This window comes from Actinoplanes sp. OR16 (assembly GCF_004001265.1).
Classification (GTDB): domain Bacteria; phylum Actinomycetota; class Actinomycetes; order Mycobacteriales; family Micromonosporaceae; genus Actinoplanes.
Map to the genome: position 1 here is coordinate 2,282,864 of NZ_AP019371.1, position 16,063 is coordinate 2,298,926.

Consider the following 16,063-nt stretch of genomic DNA (forward strand, 5'->3'; position numbering starts at 1 on the left):
TTTCGTGCCTCAGGACTGCCGCGTGGCGGGGACGTCGGCTATCGGCCCTACTTCTGGTTGAGGGGTCGCGGGCGGTTCGGTCACCCGTACGTCCTCCAAGGTCTTTGGTCTTTCCTCGGGCTCTGGATCTTGGGCCGTGGCGGTGGCCGTGGTCGGGACCGTGAACGTGGCCGGGGACTCCCATTGGATGTGGGCCGGCTCGGCGTTGGCCTTGCCGCCGAAGTCGGCCAGCCAGGCGGCGACGAGAGCCAGGTTCTCCCGCCACTGGGCCTCCGGGATGACCGGCAGGAGATCGTCCCAGAGGGAGAGGAACGTGCCGCGCAGTTGCAGGCGCCCATAGGGCCTCGCCAGGAACCACATGTGCAGATGCGCGGAACCATCACCCCATCGGTTGACGTGCACCCGCGCGACACCGTCGAGGGAGCGGATCGCCCGCTCCAGCCGCACGGTCATGACGCCGAGCTCGGCCGCCAGCATGTTGGGGAGATCACCGAGGTCGAGGTGCGAGCGGCACTCCAGGATCAGGACCATCGGCAGGCCGGTCGGGCGGTCCATCGCACGCACCCGCCAGCGCTCGCTGACCCAGATGTACGCGTCGTCGTGCGTGCTGCACGCCACACAGTCGGACGCGTCCTCGCCACTTCGGGGCGGCTCGACCTCCACGGGCGGCGCAAGCTTCTTGACCCGCATGTCCCCCTCAAAGGGGAAAGACGGCCAACGTGTGAAGTCAGGCAGGGGGGCGGTGTTCTCGGACACGACGTGACCTTAGCCCAGCTCAGGAGGGGCTGTCCTGGGTCAATTTCGCACGACGGAGGGACGTCTTTACACCCGCCCGAGCGGCGGTCAGGCGTTGATGGGTGTGAGAGTGGCGCTCTCCACACAACCATCCCCAAGTTATCCACAGAAGTTATCCACAGGCAGCTGTGTTTCACGTGAAACCCGACGTAGAACGCGTGTGGACCCTGTGGATAGAGCGGTGGACAGTGCCGACGACATAGGCAGCGTTTCACGTGAAACGGGGCGCGGTGGTTTTTCAACAGGTTCCACGCACAGGTTGTGGATAGTGGTGTTGGCGTATGGCTGTCGAGGGATGGGCGTCTCTTGGTTGGCGGGGTGCGGCGGGAGGTTGTTGGGTTGGTTTCGGGCGGGCGGGTGTACGCCGGTCGGGGGACGCCCACCCGAGGGAGACAGGTTTCACGTGAAACGGGTGAGGGGTCGGTGTGCCGTCGATGGGTGAGAGCGATGCGTTTTCATGGCCGTCGTTTCACGTGAAACGCGAGCGTGACTTGCGTCACTGTGTTGTGTCTGGGGCAGCGTCGGCTGTTTCAGCGGGCGAAAGCACGGTCCGCTTCCGAGCCCCAAGCCGACGGTGGGCGTTGGTGACATAGCCCAGTAGCGACAGCCACAGCGAGCGTCCTCGCCGAGTCGCTGTCACACGCGCTCCGCTGGCGGCTGGAACCTGGTCCGCTTTCTCCGATGCGCTGACGTCCCCGAAACCCAGTTCCCGTGACACCCGACCGTCTCCTGCGCCTAGGCGTCTCGCCATACCAGCGCCCACCGTCTTCCGCGGCCAAGTGTCTCGCCGCTCTGGGAGCCCGCCGTCTTCCGCGCCCAGGCGTCTCGCCGTCCCGGGAGCCCGCCGTCTTCCGCGCCCAGACGTCTCGCCGTCCCGGGAGCCCGCCGTCTTCCGCGCCCAGACGTCACGCCGTCCCGGGAGCCCGCCGTCTTCCGCGCCCAGACGTCACGCCGTCCCGGGAGCCCGCCATCTTCCGCGCCCAGACGTCACGCCATACCCAGCGCAAGCCATCGCCCGCGCCCAAGTCTCACGCCATCCCCAGCGCCAGCCGCCCCTGCGCCTCCCTCTAATACCCTGGCGTCTCCTGCGCGCAGCACCTCGCCAGCCCTGGCACCCCTCGCCGCCCCCCGCATTTCGCCGTCTTCTGCGCCCAAGCATGTCGCCATTCCATGCCCGACTGACCCCTGCCCAGCGCCAGCGCTATGTCTCCCCTAACACCACGACATCCTCCTGCGCGCAGCGCCCGGCCGGCCCCTCCTCCAGCGTCGCGCGCCCCAGCCTCTGCCGTCATGTGCCTCCAGCCTTTCTGCCGTCGTGTGCGCCCGAGCGTTTTGCCGCCTCGGTGACAGCCACGTCTACCTCGTGCGCACGACCGACGCCCATGGGAAGGGCTACTGCTGAAGTGCGCAGCGTCCTCCAGCAGACCGTCAAACACCATCCATGAAGAGCCGCGGACGTACTGACCTCACCCAAACGCGGGCAACACCTCAGTGCTCCGCAAGCACCGGCGATCCTTCGCCAGTCCAAATCGCATCGCCGTTCAAGTCCCGAACCACAGAGTCGATCCCACACATGAGGCGAACGCACCAGCACCAAGTGGTCCCAACCCACCCTGCGGCGGTCTCCAAGGCCGTCAAGCGAGGACTTATCCGTCGCCCATACCTTCCCGAAAGCACCGGGCTTCCGAACAAGCTCGGGCGAGCGAGCCGCGCGCCTGGCGTCCGCCATAGATCGGTCCGCCGCTTGGTCGCCCTCCATGGCCTGTCTTCCGCTGCGAAGCGATGGGCCTAAGAGCCCGTTCCGAGGCCGGGCGTCCTCGCTATCATTCCGTCCCTTCCAGGTCAGCGAACGACGCGTTCCTTCCTGATCAGCGAACGACGCATGCCTTAGTCGATTGGCACTACGCCCGAAGCGACGGCGCCGCGACCCACTGACGCCGCCCAGCCCACAGCGCGAGCTCGGCCGCAGCGACACCGCACGCCCGCCGGCGGCGAGGGCGACCCCGTTCAAGTTTCGGCGCCCGGGCGTTCGATTCGCCCTAACCCCAAGTCCTAATCGCGGCCCGGACCAGATGGCCGACAGGACGCTCCAGAACCGCGTGCCTCTTACGGTCGGCGCATCATCAGGACGGTCTTTGCCAGCCTCTCGTAAGGCAGCTTTCTGGCGAGATGCGGGAGCGGGCCGCGACCCAGAATTCGGGTTGACCGACCTTCCCGGTCTGTCTGACCAGAATCGCCGCCCTTATCAAGCTGTCAAAGCCTTAGCAGGAAGAGCGGAGCCAACCCGGGGCACTTCCCCATCCGCTACCGATCTTCCTTCGCCAGTCCGCGCTGCCACTATGCCCGCCCACTCCACATCTCCAGACCCTCGGCAACGCCACGAGAAGTCGGTGCCGCGCACTAGCCCCGGTGGAGGCGGCATCCGTCCGTTCCACTCCATCGCTAGCCAGATCTCAACCACGAGGAGAGACCGCCATAGTTCGGCCCCCCTAACCGACCGATCGCGTTTCACGTGAAACATGGCTTCGACTAGGTTCTGTCTCTTAGATCAAGGCCGTCGGGTACAGCTCGGAGCCAGTCGAGCATTTCGACGAGGTCGAGGGTGGCCTGGAAGTGGGCGCCCAACTTGTCGTAGCGGGTGGCCAGTCCGCGCCAGTGCTTGCGCCGGTTGAAGCCGCGTTCGACCTGGTTACGCCGCTTGTAGGCGTCCGGGTCAAACGCGGGCGGACGGCCGCCGTTACGACCTTTGCGCAGCCGGTTGGCGATCTGATCCTTGGGCTGCGGGATCGTCGTGGTGATGCGCTTGTCCCGCAACGCCTGCCGGTTGGCCCGTGACGAGTACGCCCGATCACCGGTTAACGAGTTCGGACGTACGCGCGGGCGCCGGGGTCCGGGTGTAGCGACCCGGACCTGGTTCAGCAACGGGATCAACTGGCGGGTGTCGGCGGCTTGCCCCGGCGTGATCAGTGAGGCCAGCGACCTACCCCGACCGTCGGCCAGGGTATGGATCTTCGTGGTCAGCCCGCCGCGGGAGCGTCCGATGCCTTCGCGTGCCTGCGTCTCGGCGATGCCGAGCCCCTTTTTGCTGCCCGGCCGCGTGCTGATGGGTTCGCACGATCGTCGCGTCGACCTGGGCGTCCCAGTCGATGTCGTCGTCGAGCTCGGCAAGGGTGACGACCTGCGCTTTCAACCTCGCCCAGGTGCCATCCGCGGCCCACCGGCGAAAACGCTGGTACGGCGTCTTCCATGGCCCATACCGTTCGGGCAGATCCCGCCAGGGCGAACCGGTGCGCTTCACCCAGCAGATCGCGTTGATCACCTGCCGGTGATCACGCCACCGCCGGCCTTGAACAGGCTGAGCCGGCAGCAACGGCGCCAGCACAGCCCATTCCTGGTTCGTCAGATCACCACGCGCCAACGATCGACGCCCATGATCGCCACAATGATCTAAGAGACAGAACCTAGCCGCTGGCATCCGCCTAGTCGAGAGTTGCTTCAGGTACCTCACCCATGGCACTCCACCGAAACCCGGCATCGGCATTGAGTTCATAGGCACTCACCAGAACCCGGCACTGGAAGGGCCGCCCGCCGCAAGCCCGCCCTTTGACGCCGGGGCGCAGGCACCCCTGAAGTGGACAACGGTAGAGGCGTCCGTCAGAGATTGGAGGAGAGCAGTCCGCCCACTAGAGCAACCGGCCGCAGATCGTTCGGCATGCCAAGACTGCCAACGCTGCGGATCACGGCGGGCGGGAACGGGAACGGCTGGGAAGAAACCGGAACCGGCATGCTGCCGACCGGCCGATCGCGGAGCTGCAGATCGAGACCTGGCCCAAGTTCGGCTCGACTCGTCGAAAACCGCCAGCCGTCGTTTCACGTGAAACATCACGCGCGTAGGCCTTGTCGGCGATCAGCATGTCCGGCTTCTTACGCGGCCGGCCCGGCCCGCCGTCATGCACCCGGATCGCGTCCAGTAAAGGCATGAGCTGCGGGCTGGCGCCGGCCTGCCCGGCGGTCAACAGCACCGACAACGGTCGGCCACGTCTGTCGACCGCAAGATGAATCTTGGTGCTCAGGCCAGCGGCCCAGCGCTTCACCATCCTGCGCCGGTATGGCGATACCACCGGCAGATCCCCCTTTTGCGTGCTCCAGCGGCGTGCTGGTGGGCACGCGCGACGCTGGAGTCCACGCTGATGACCCACTCGACCGGCTGACCGTCGTCATAAACCTGGGCACGGGCCAGGATCGCCTCCCAGGTGCCGCCCTCGGTCCACCGCCGCAACCGTTCATGGCACGTCTTCCAGGGCCCATACCGCTCGGGCAGATCCCGCCACGGCGCACCGGTGCGTAACTTCCACAGAATCCCGTTGATCATCTGGCGGTGATCACGCCACCGGCCTGACCTGCGGCCCGGTTCCGGCAGAAGCGGCTCGATCACCGCCCACGCCTTGTCCGTCAGCTCACCACGCCCAACACCCGACACATCAACCAAGACTGATCAACAGATCGGCAGGACACGGCCTAGGGCCTACGGCGAGGCACGCGGGTGGTGAAGAGCAGCGGAGATTCAACCCGCAACTTCAAGCCGGCCACATTTCACGAAATTTACAGGACCGCCAGAGAGGCATCGCTTTCATCCCAGATCACGCAGGTGTGACAACTGAACCACTCCCTTCGGCTCGCGCCACACCGTCAGAGCGGACGGCTCTCCGGCTCCGAGCGCACGAAGCCTCAAGATCTGCCCGCCCAAAGACAAGACATCTGAGCCAGCCAGCGAGAACGGCAGGCAAGGGTGCGTAAGGCTTCAAAGGAGGGCTGAGTTCGGAGAGAGACCTCTCCTAGCTACTCGCCGTGTCTCTTCGGCTTGTTCGGCAGTCGAGGTGCCAGACACCGAAGACCACAATGGCCGCACCGCCTCCCCTGCCGTCGGCCCCTTTCCGCGATCCAACGAGCACGGCAGGTACCGAGGCGAAGGTGGCAGGCAACGCATGTGACCCAGATGCATCGCAATCGCCGTATGCCCCCGTGTCCGGCACGCCCACAGCGAAGCGCGCCACCCCGGTTCGCCGGCAGCTCGGTAAGCTAAGCCGCGTGACATCATCCCGATGATCTGCGGTGTCTCCGGAAGGAAGGTCGAAGGCGACCTGAAATCAGCGGGCCATCGTCAATCTGCGGTCGAGCAACTCAGTTCAGCCGACACCGTCTGACGGGGTGTCCATCGCCCCGCCACAGAGGCAGAAGCGGGGACAACCAAGCACCATGCAGCCGGCAGGAGCCGACCCACCGACTCGCGCATCGACGACCAACAACAGGCGATTCGGCTAAAAGAAGCAAACCACTCATTCTGAAGCCGCCAACAGTCGCGCGGGCCGAACAAAGAAATCTCAGGAGAATCGTTCTGACAGAACCAGCCGGAACGATTCTCACGTCCGTAACGCGGGCAAAAAGCAAGGCGCGCACCCACCGGCACGCGCCCAAGAAGTGTCAAAGACGGGAGACGCTACTCATCCCCTCGAGCCCCAGCGCCCTCTTCCTCAACCCCGATCATGCCCACTATCCGCTCAAGGTCATCGACCGTGGCGAACTCGATGGTGATCTTCCCTTTGTTGCGGCCGATGTCGACCTTCACCCGGGTGTCGAAGCGATCCGAGAGCCGCTCCGCCAAGTCGTTCAGGGCGGGAGCGTGCACCTTGGCCCGCCGAGCCGGGGCGGCCTTCTTGACCGGCCCATCAGCCACGGCCAGCTGAACGAGTTCTTCAGTGGCCCGAACCGACAGTCCTTCGGCAACGATCCGCAGCGCGAGCTTCTCCTGCGCTTCGCTGTCGTCCAATCCGAGCAGTGCCCGAGCATGCCCCGCTGACAGCACGCCCGCGGCGACGCGACGCTGGACCGGCGCCGGCAGGTTCATGAGCCTTATCGTGTTGGAGATCTGCGGCCGGCTGCGCCCGATCCGCCGAGCCAGCTCCTCGTGCGTAGCGCCGAACTCCTCAAGCAGCTGCTGGTAGGCGGCCGCCTCTTCAAGAGGGTTCAGGTTGGCCCGGTGAATGTTCTCCAGCAGCGCATCCCGCAGCATCGCATCGTCGGGGGTGCTGCGCACGATGGCCGGGATCGTGTCCTTGCCGACGGCCTGGGCAGCCCGCCACCGCCGCTCACCCATGACCAGCTCGTATCGGCCGTCACCGATGTCACGGACCACGATCGGCTGCAGGAAGCCGACCTCCTGAATGGAGGTCTTGAGCTCTTCGAGCGCTTCCTCATCGAAGACGTGCCGAGGCTGCTTGGCGTTCGGCTCGATCGCCGTGACGGGCAGCTCGGCGAAGCGCGCACCAGGCACCGGAGCCAGATCAAGATCCTCAGCCGAAGAAGAGGGAGAGGAAGGAGCCGAGCCAGAGGTCGCGACAGCGGACGAAGCACCGGACGAAGCACCGGACGAAGCACCGGACGAAGCCGGAGCAGACACAGGAGCAGAAGCAGGAGCCGAAGCAGAGGCCGGCGACGGAACGACCACTTCGGGAGCCGCCGCCGGTTCAGCAGCAGGCGCCGTGGGGATCAACGCACCCAGGCCGCGGCCCAGGCCACCCCGCGGACGGTTCTTCATGCCGTGCCTCCTGTGTTGACCCCACGCATAGCGATCTCCAGGGCGGCCTCGAAATAGCTGGTCGCACCCCTAGATCCCGGATCGTAGGTCATCACCGACTGGCCGTAGCTCGGAGCCTCCGAGACTCGCACGTTTCGGGGAATGACAGCGTTCAGAACCTTCGTCCCAAAGTGGTTGCGGACGTCTTGTTCGACAGCGTCCGCAAGCCGCGTGCGCCGGTCGTACATGGTCAAAAGAATCGTCGAGACGTCGAGCGTCGGATTCAGGTGCTGCCGAACCAGGTTGATGTTGTTGATCAGCTGGTTGAGACCCTCCAGCGCGTAGTACTCGCACTGGATCGGGATCAGCACCTCCTGCGCCGCGCACAGGGCGTTAACGGTCAGCAGACCGAGCGACGGCGGGCAGTCGATGAAGACGTAGTCGAACTTCTCCGGATGGCCGGCGATCGCACGAGCGAGCCGCGACTCACGGGCGACCACCGACACCAGCTCGATCTCCGCACCGGCCAGGTCGATCGTGGCCGGCACACAGAACAGGTTCGGAATCCCCTCGACCGGCTGCGCCACCTCGGCCAGCGGCACGTTGTCGATCAGGCAGTCGTAGACGTCCGGCACCCCGGCGTGGTGCGGCACGTTGAGACCGGTGGAGGCATTGCCCTGCGGGTCGAGGTCGACCACCAGGACACGGTTGCCGTGGAGTGCGAGCGCCACCGCCAGGTTGACCGTCGTGGTCGTCTTCCCGACGCCGCCTTTCTGGTTGGCGACGCAAATCACCCGGGGGTGGTCTGGGCGCGGCATGATGATCTCGCCGCTCGGGTTGAGGATCTGCACAGCTCGCAACGCTTCCATGGCAAGGGGCGGATCGTCCTCAACCCCGCCCGGCGTTTCACGTGAAACATGCTCGTCCGACTGAACGGGAACACCGGGAAGTGGTGCCCCAGGCGTCAGCGAGGGGGAGGCCGAAGGCGGTACGCCATAGTCGTATTGCGCAGGTGGGCCGTAGCCCCCTGCGCGAGGCTGCGGAACGTCGCTGGCGTGCGGTCCTCCCACGCTCACTCCCGACGGCCTGTCGAGAGGCGACTCGGTTTCACGTGAAACACCGTACTCATGCACCGCTTCATCCCTGTTGGCTAGGAACGGGTTGGCCGGCAGAACGTGGGCCCCGGCAACAGAAATCCGGTCCACACTATCGACGCCCAGCCAGCCTACGGGTGTCGGGCAGGTGTTGCCATGGCCCGAAGTCCGATGAGTCGAGCGCAACCCCTCCCGGAACACCATCTTTCCCGGGACGAGTCTCAGAGATCCGTCAGCCTGATGCGAAACAGAAGAAGCCTGATGCGAAACAGAAGAAGCAGGCTCGGTACGGGGGACCGACTCCCACAACCGCAAGGAGACGCCCTCACCGGCCTCAGAGGCATCAGCCCCTACCCCGCGCCCGAATGTCACCACTTCGGGCGCCACCGTGGACCTGAGAGCCCTCAGATCATCGTCTGACGAAACGGCACCCTGAACCAAATCGAACACCGCGCCTGACGACGGACCGGCGGACTCCCGGAGCACCCCGTCCACGGCAGGCCAAACCAGGAATCCCGAGACCACACGGGGCCCGGCCAGAGGTTCAATTTCGGACACCTCACCTGAAGACAGCACGAGATCCGACGGCAGGGGAACGACCGCTGAAGAAGCGGGACCGAATCTTCTCCGCCGACCCCGCTTGCCCATCTGCCTATCTCCTCCGCGTCTTCCTCCGCCCGCCACCGCCCTCCGAAGAGGCAGCCCGCGAACCACCCTTTGCCCGTGAAACCTGGCGCTCCTTGAGCACGTCCACCACCGTCGAGGGCGGGTCGATCAAACCCACCCCGCAGTGCCGTACGACGATCTCCCCGGCGCCCAGCTTCACCAGCGCCGCCTGATGCGAGGCGATCTCCTCGGCAGCGGAGGCACCCTTCAGCGCCAGCAGCCGCCCGCCGACCTTCGCGAGGGGCAGGCACCAGCCGGCCAGCTTGTCGAGGGCCGCCACGGCACGGGCCGTCACGATGTCGGCTTCGACGTGACCCGCGACCTCTTCGGCCCGTCCGCGTACGACGGTGACGTTGTCCAGACCGAGGATGTCCACCGCCTCGTCGAGGAACGCGGTGCGCCGAGCCAGCGGCTCGACCAGGGTTATTGCAAGATCCGGTCGCGCCACTGCGAGCACGATACCGGGCAAACCGGCACCAGAGCCCACGTCGACCAGCGAAGCGCCGATCGGGATTATCTGCGCCATCACGCCGCAGTTGATCAGGTGCCGTTCCCAGAGCCGAGGGGTCTCACGAGGGCCGATCAGCCCGCGGACGACGCCGTCGGTGGCGAGCAGTTCGGCGTAGTGCACGGCGAGCGGAAGCCGATCACCGAAGACCTCCGAAGCGGCGGCCTCAAAGGATTCAGGGAGGCGGGAAGACGACGGCCCGGGCGCATCAACGCCCGGGCCGCTGTCACCCGCGCCGTAGCGTGGGTCAGTCACGATCAGTCCGCCACGCGCACCACGATGCGGCGGTTGGGCTCGACGCCCTCGGACTCGCTCTGCACGCCCGGGATGGCGTTCACGACGTCGTGCACGCACTTGCGCTCGAAGGCGGACATCGCCTCCAGGCGAACCGGGTCGCCGTGCTCCTTGACCTTCTCGACCGCGTTGCGCGCGACGGCGGCGAGTTCCTTGCGGCGGGCCGCGCGGTAGCCGCCGATGTCGAGCAGCAGCCGGCTCGGCGAACCGGTGGCCCGGAAGATCGCCAGACGGGTGAGCTCCTGCAGGGCTTCGAGCGTGGCGCCGCGCTGCCCGACGAGCGGCTGCAGCCGGCCACCGACCACCTCGACCATCGGCCGGCCGGCCGAGACCAGCTCGTCGATGTCACCGTCGTAGTCGAGGATGTCCAGCAGACCCTCGATGTAGTCCGCAGCGATCTCGCTCTGGCGGAACAGGTCGCTGTCCGAGGCGACGCTCTCCGACTTCTTCGTCTCCGCGGTCTCGTCGACTGCGGCCGAGTCGGCAGCAGCCGGCGCCGAGTCGGCGGGAGCGGAAGGGGGAGTGCTGGTGTCGGTCACGGTCTCATCTCCGTTGTGTCCGATGTTTCCCGCCTGAAGCGGGGGAGGTCTGTGCGGCCGAGGGGTGCGCTCCGGCCCTGAATCGGGCCGGAGCTGCGATCATCCCTTGGGTTTGTTCGCCGGTCGGGCGCCCTTCTTGGGATTCACCGGTTTGGCGCCGGGCTTCGGAGCGAGCGCCTTGGTGTCCACGACCGGGCTGACCGGCTCCGGGGCCTGCTTCTTGCCGAAGAGTCCACCGGTACGGGCGGGCTGCACCGGGTTGGCGGCACCGGTGCGCGAGCCGGAAGAGGCCGGGCGGGCGGACGAGCTGCTGCCGCCCTTGTTCATCTGCACCGGCGGGTACTTGCGGAGCACCCACTGCTGCTGGGCGAGGGTGAACAGGTTGTTCGTGACCCAGTAGATGACCACACCGATCGGGAACAGCGAACCGGAGATCAGCAGCGAGAACGGGATGCCGTAGAGCATCAGGCGCTGGATCATCTTCTGCTGCGGGTCCTCGGCCCAGCCGGTCTTCAGGATCATCTGACGGCTGGTGAGGAACGTCGTGCCCATCATGATCAGGATCAGGACACCGGCCAGCACCTTCACGGTGGTGCTGTCGGCGCCGACAGCCGCGAGCTCTGCCGGAGTGGAGCCGAACTTGGCGCTGATCGGGGCGTTGAAGAGGTGAGCGTTCGCCGCGCTGTCGAACTGCTCGATCGACCACCCGTACAACTGCTTGTATTTGTCGGAGATCGACGGGTCGAGGTGCTGCAGCACGTGGAAGAGCCCGAAGAAGACGGGGATCTGCAGGAACATCGGAAGGCAACCCATCAGCGGGTTCGCCTTCTCCGTCCGGTACAGCTCCATCATTTCTTTCTGGAGCGATTCCTTGTCACCCTTGTGCTTCTCCTGCAGCGCCTTGACCTTCGGCTGCAGGGCCTGCATCGCCCGCTGACTCTTGATCTGCTTGACGAAGACCGGGAACAGGATGATCCGCAGGGTCACGACCAGGAAGATGATCGCCAGGATCCAGGCCCAGTTGGTGCCGAGCACACGTTCATCGGGGATGCCGATGGAATCCCACAGGGCATGCCACCGCAGGAGGATCCACGAAATGGCGGTGTAGATCCAGTCGAGACTCAATCTAAGCTCCAGTCACATCGGCAGGACGGTGACGGATCCGCTCAGGCACCGGGTCGTACCCGCCAGGGTGGAAAGGGTGGCAGCGCAGGAGCCGCCAGACAGTCAGACCCGTCCCCCGCACCGCACCGTGCCGCGCCAGGGCCTCCTGGGCGTACGCGCTGCATGAGGGATAGAACCGACAGCGTGCCGGCAACACCGGACTCAAGTATCGACGGTACGCGACGACCGCTGCGGTCAGGAGCCGGGCGACCACGCTCATCGCGGCCGCCGGGGTCTGCGGGCAGCCGCGATCGCCCCTTCCAGGTCCGCGGCGAGGGTGGCGAACGACGCCTCGGCGGCCGGCGGCAGTGCTCTGACCACCACCGACGCCCCGGGGGGCAGGTCCGCGAGATGCGGCTGAACCAGGTGACGCAGCCGGCGGCGAACCTTGTTCCGGATCACCGCGTTGCCCACCGCCTTGGAAACGACGAAGCCGGCGCACGCCGTAGAGGCGGACGCCGGCTCCTCGACAAGCAGGTGAACGACCAGGGTCCCGCGGCCGGCACGACGGCCACCGCGGATCGCTGCGGCGAAATCCGTGCTACGTCGCAGACGCTGCGCTGCAGGAAGCACGACTACCCGGGCATTCCGGACTCGTCCAAGCGGTCGGATCAGGCCGACAGCTTGTCACGGCCCTTGCCACGGCGGGCAGCGAGGATGGCGCGACCGGCACGGGTGCGCATGCGCAGCCGGAAGCCGTGGGTCTTGGCGCGCCGGCGGTTGTTCGGCTGGTAGGTGCGCTTGCTCACGTCAAAACTCCGTCTTCGTACTACGTCCAGGGGGCATCGGCTGCAAGACGCCACTTTAGCAGAACGCGGCGGAGCAACCGCCCAACCCTACGGAGAGCCGTTCTGCCGGTCAACCATATCCTTGGTCGGCACGTCGACAGGCAGCACTCAACAGCAGGCACCAGGTCTTTCCGCGCACAAAGTGAATCTTTTCCTGCAAACGTGCGGCGGAGGGCCCGATCCGTGGTTGTAGTCCACCTGTCACCGCTGTTAGCGTGCGCGGTTGCTGGTCTCACCGGCCGTTCGCAGACCGCGAAGCAACGGCCAAAACCGGACAAGCAGGTGGATCGTTCGCCACGGTGAGCCTGTTTTCAGCCCGCGCCACTACAGGCTCCGGTACATCTGCCGACCAGTCCGGCCGGGAGCGGCCACCAGCAACGCCACAGGTTGTGGATAACCTGTGGATAGCCGGTGGCGCCGTGCGTGTTCAGCACGTTAGCTGGACGTGGGTTGGGGAGTGCGCGTCGGTGCTGGACCGGGCACCGGCAGCCGCTCAGGCGGAAAGGCCGGACACAAGGTCACCGGGGGTCGGTGGCGATGGGGGTGGCGCGGCGGTGGCCGATCAGGTCGACCTTGGTGAGGTCTGGAAGGCAACTCTGGGTGAGTTGTCCGACGAGATCGCCTCACCGCAGCAGCGCGCCTATCTCCAACTCGTCCGGCTGCGAGCGATCGTCGAGGACACTGCTCTCCTGTCGGTTCCGGACGCCTTCACCCGGGACGTCATCGAGTCCCGGATGCGCCCGGCGATCACCGAGGCGCTGAGCCGCCGGCTGAACAGGCCGATACAGGTCGCGGTCACGGTCCGTCCCCCGGAGGACGGTTCCGGTATCCCCGGAACGGTGTACGGAACCCCGATAGAGGCAGCCGCGCCCCCGATGGAGCCGCAGCCTCGCCACTACGCCGAGCCGCCCCGCTACAACGAGTCCGGCGCCTACCAGCCCGAGCTGCCCGGCTACCCGGGTTCGCAGCGTGCGCCCGAGCCGGCGTACCCGCAGGAGCCGTACCCGACCGGTTCGGCACAGCATTCGCGCAGCGTGCCGACGGCCCGTGACGGCCAGGAGGCGCTCTTCGCCGACCCGATGCCGCAGCCGCCGGCCGAGATGTTCCGCCCGCCGGCCCGGCCCGCGGAGTCCGGCCCGGAGGCCCCGAACGACGGCGTCGCGCACCGGATGACCGGCGACCCGGCTCAGCTGCGGGAGAACCAGCGCCGCCCGGAGGAGCGCCCCGGCGTCCTCGGCCCGGACCGCCGCGACGAGCCGATCCCCTCCCGTGGCGACAACGGCCCCGGCCGCCCGCCGATCGATCTGCGTGGTCCCGGCGCCTCACCGCGCCCCGGGGGCAACGACGGCAACCGGCTCAACCCGAAGTACATGTTCGAGACGTTCGTCATCGGCTCGTCCAACCGGTTCGCGCACGCCGCGGCGGTCGCGGTCGCCGAGTCGCCGGCGAAGGCGTACAACCCGCTCTTCATCTATGGCAGCTCCGGGCTGGGCAAGACGCACCTTCTCCACGCGATCGGCCACTACGCCACCACACTGGGCCACGCGCGTTCGGTGCGCTACGTGTCCACCGAAGAGTTCACAAACGATTTCATCAACAGCCTGCGCGACGACAAGACACAGGCGTTCCAGCGGCGATACCGCGACGTCGACATCCTGCTGATCGATGACATCCAATTCCTGGAGAACCGCGAGCGGACCCAGGAGGAGTTCTTCCACACCTTCAACACGCTGCACAACGCGAACAAGCAGATCGTCATCAGCTCGGACCGCTCACCGCGCCAGCTGGCGACCTTGGAAGACCGGATGCGCACCCGCTTCGAGTGGGGCCTGCTCGCCGACATCCAGCCGCCGGACCTCGAAACGCGTATCGCGATTCTGCAGAAGAAGGCCGCCCAGGAGCGGATGTACGCTCCCGCCGACGTCCTCGAGTTCATCGCCTCCCGCGTCTCGAACTCGATCCGCGAACTCGAAGGCGCCCTCATCCGGGTGACAGCGTTCGCCAGCCTCACCCGCTCCCCGGTCCAGCTCTCCCTGGCCGAGGAGGTCCTCCGCGACTTCATGCCGGACGGCGCCGGCCCGGAGATCACCGCCGACCAGATCATGGTCTCCACCGCGGACTACTTCGGCGTCTCCCTCGAGGACCTGCGAGGCCATTCCCGCAGCCGGGTGCTGGTCAACGCCCGCCAGGTAGCGATGTACCTCTGCCGCGAACTCACCGACCTCTCCCTCCCCCGGATCGGCCAGGCCTTCGGCGGCCGCGACCACACCACGGTCATGCACGCCGACCGCAAGATCCGCCAGCACATGGCCGAGCGCCGCTCCCTCTACAACCAGATCGCCGAACTGACAAACAGAATCAAACAAAACACCTGATTCCCCTGTACGACGCCCTCGGCGCCCCCAACCGCACAAACGGCACTAATCGGCGTCGGGGCCACGGCCTGAGGTCCGGCTCAAGCCCGCGACCCCCCTTCCGGCGGGCGTGCCCACCCACCCGCTACGCGCCCAGCCCTCGGCAAACACCTCTCCCTTGTGCACCAGCCGTGGTCCGGCACGATCCCGCTCACCGTCGAACAAGCCGGCACGATCTCTCGCCCCGGTCCGGCCTGGCAGGCGCAAGCCCGCTCAGGTTGGCAGGCGGCTACCTCGACGGACCCGCTCCAGGCAGCACCGGCGACCTTGAAGGCTGACTTACTCACCTCTGCGCACTGCCTTCGCCTCAAACGAGCTCACCGCGGGATGGCACGAACTCGCCCTCAAGGCCGACTCGGCCGGGCCGGTACGCCCGTGCTTGGACCTCGGACCGACTCGTTCGGCGGCATCGATCGTCACAGTCATCCGGTGTCTCCTTGACCAGGATTTGCACCGTTTTCTGACAGTCCCGGTTGGCGAGCCCTTGCTCTGGACTCGGGCCGGAGGTCGCTGGCTCAGGTCGAAGGCTGGTCGGGCTTTGATCTCGGGCAGGTCGGGCTTTGGTGTCGGGCTGGTCGGGGTTTGTGGTCGAGATGTTGGTGGGCGGGTGGGTGCCTTCGAAGGTCAAGGCGGCTTCAGTGATCCAAGCGGCTTCAGTGATCCGGGTCGCTTCTGAGGTGTCGGCGGCTTCGGCGATCTGGGGTCTGAGGCGGGCGCGGCTTCAGCGATCTGGGCGGCTTCCGAGATATCGGCGGCTTCGGCGATCTGGGTGCCTGAAGCGTGCGCGGCCTCGGTGACCTGGGTGCCTGAGGCATGCGCGGCCTCGGTGACCTGGGTGCCTGAAGCGTGCATGGCCTCGGTGATCTGGGCGGAGTGGCCGGCGCGGCTCGGTGATGTGGCTTCGGTGATGTGGGCGTAGTGGCCGGCGCGGCTTGGGGAGGCGCTCGGGGAGGGCTGGGGAGTGGAATTGGCTGTCCACAGGGGGAAGGTGGGTTGGTGGGGTCTTGCACAGGGTAGAAGTGCAGGTCAGGCGGGGTTTTGGAGGCTTGTCCACAGGGGTTGGGTTATCCACAGAAACCCGCTAGTGGAGGGCTGACTAGCTGCCATCCGTACTACCGCGCGGTATCCCCAGGGTGATCGAAAACGGTTGGCCACATATCCCCAGGCTCTTGACCAGCGCCTATAAAAGATCGCACGAAGTTATCCACCGGATTTGCACTGCCTTGT

11 protein-coding genes and 1 pseudogene are annotated in these 16,063 nt (G+C 66.5%); 1 reads left to right on the forward strand and 11 read right to left on the reverse strand.

What is annotated here, in order from left to right; translation table 11 throughout:
- Positions 1-9: 9 nt before the first annotated feature.
- From EP757_RS10610 to rpmH, 11 genes and pseudogenes are all read right to left on the reverse strand, one after another.
- Positions 10-690 (reverse strand): hypothetical protein, encoded by a 681-nt coding sequence (locus EP757_RS10610; protein ID WP_370457796.1) that lies wholly within the window; start codon positions 688-690, stop codon positions 10-12.
- 2,634 nt (positions 691-3,324) lie between these two features.
- A protein-coding gene (locus EP757_RS10615) for an IS5 family transposase (protein ID WP_370457797.1) occupies positions 3,325-4,213 on the reverse strand; the annotation gives its coding sequence in 2 pieces (ribosomal slippage) (positions 3,325-3,850 and positions 3,849-4,213; 891 coding nt in all).
- A gap of 418 nt (positions 4,214-4,631) precedes the next feature.
- Positions 4,632-5,275 (reverse strand): annotated as a pseudogene (locus tag EP757_RS10620) (IS5 family transposase); the annotation flags it as partial.
- A gap of 1,017 nt (positions 5,276-6,292) precedes the next feature.
- Positions 6,293-7,390 (reverse strand): ParB/RepB/Spo0J family partition protein, encoded by a 1,098-nt coding sequence (locus tag EP757_RS10625; RefSeq protein WP_127544344.1) that lies wholly within the window; start codon positions 7,388-7,390, stop codon positions 6,293-6,295.
- Complete coding sequence (locus tag EP757_RS10630) at positions 7,387-8,337, reverse strand: ParA family protein (protein WP_305033609.1); 951 nt, start codon at positions 8,335-8,337, stop codon at positions 7,387-7,389. The genes EP757_RS10625 and EP757_RS10630 overlap by 4 nt, the downstream gene beginning before the upstream one ends.
- Positions 8,338-9,115: 778 nt before the next feature.
- Positions 9,116-9,892, reverse strand: coding sequence for a 16S rRNA (guanine(527)-N(7))-methyltransferase RsmG (gene rsmG, locus EP757_RS10635; protein WP_127544348.1), 777 nt, complete (start codon positions 9,890-9,892; stop codon positions 9,116-9,118).
- A gap of 2 nt (positions 9,893-9,894) precedes the next feature.
- Entirely contained in the window at positions 9,895-10,470 is a 576-nt protein-coding gene (locus EP757_RS10640; protein ID WP_174262375.1) for a R3H domain-containing nucleic acid-binding protein, read from the reverse strand.
- Between the two features lie 99 nt (positions 10,471-10,569).
- A complete protein-coding gene (gene yidC / locus EP757_RS10645; RefSeq protein ID WP_127544352.1) occupies positions 10,570-11,595 on the reverse strand; it encodes a membrane protein insertase YidC in 1,026 nt (341 codons plus the stop codon).
- Position 11,596: 1 nt separating this feature from the next.
- Positions 11,597-11,854, reverse strand: coding sequence for a membrane protein insertion efficiency factor YidD (gene yidD / locus EP757_RS10650; protein WP_127544354.1), 258 nt, complete (start codon positions 11,852-11,854; stop codon positions 11,597-11,599).
- Positions 11,851-12,207, reverse strand: coding sequence for a ribonuclease P protein component (gene rnpA / locus EP757_RS10655; RefSeq protein WP_127544356.1), 357 nt, complete (start codon positions 12,205-12,207; stop codon positions 11,851-11,853). The genes yidD and rnpA overlap by 4 nt, the downstream gene beginning before the upstream one ends.
- Before the next feature lie 38 nt (positions 12,208-12,245).
- Positions 12,246-12,383 carry a 50S ribosomal protein L34 gene (gene rpmH / locus EP757_RS10660; protein ID WP_097329385.1) on the reverse strand — a complete coding sequence of 46 codons (138 nt, stop codon included), beginning with the start codon at positions 12,381-12,383 and terminating at the stop codon, positions 12,246-12,248.
- A 593-nt stretch (positions 12,384-12,976) separates the two neighbouring features.
- On the opposite strand from rpmH, the gene dnaA reads away from it, so the two are divergent.
- Positions 12,977-14,797 carry a chromosomal replication initiator protein DnaA gene (gene dnaA / locus EP757_RS10665; protein ID WP_127544358.1) on the forward strand — a complete coding sequence of 607 codons (1,821 nt, stop codon included), beginning with the start codon at positions 12,977-12,979 and terminating at the stop codon, positions 14,795-14,797.
- Positions 14,798-16,063 lie beyond the last annotated feature (1,266 nt).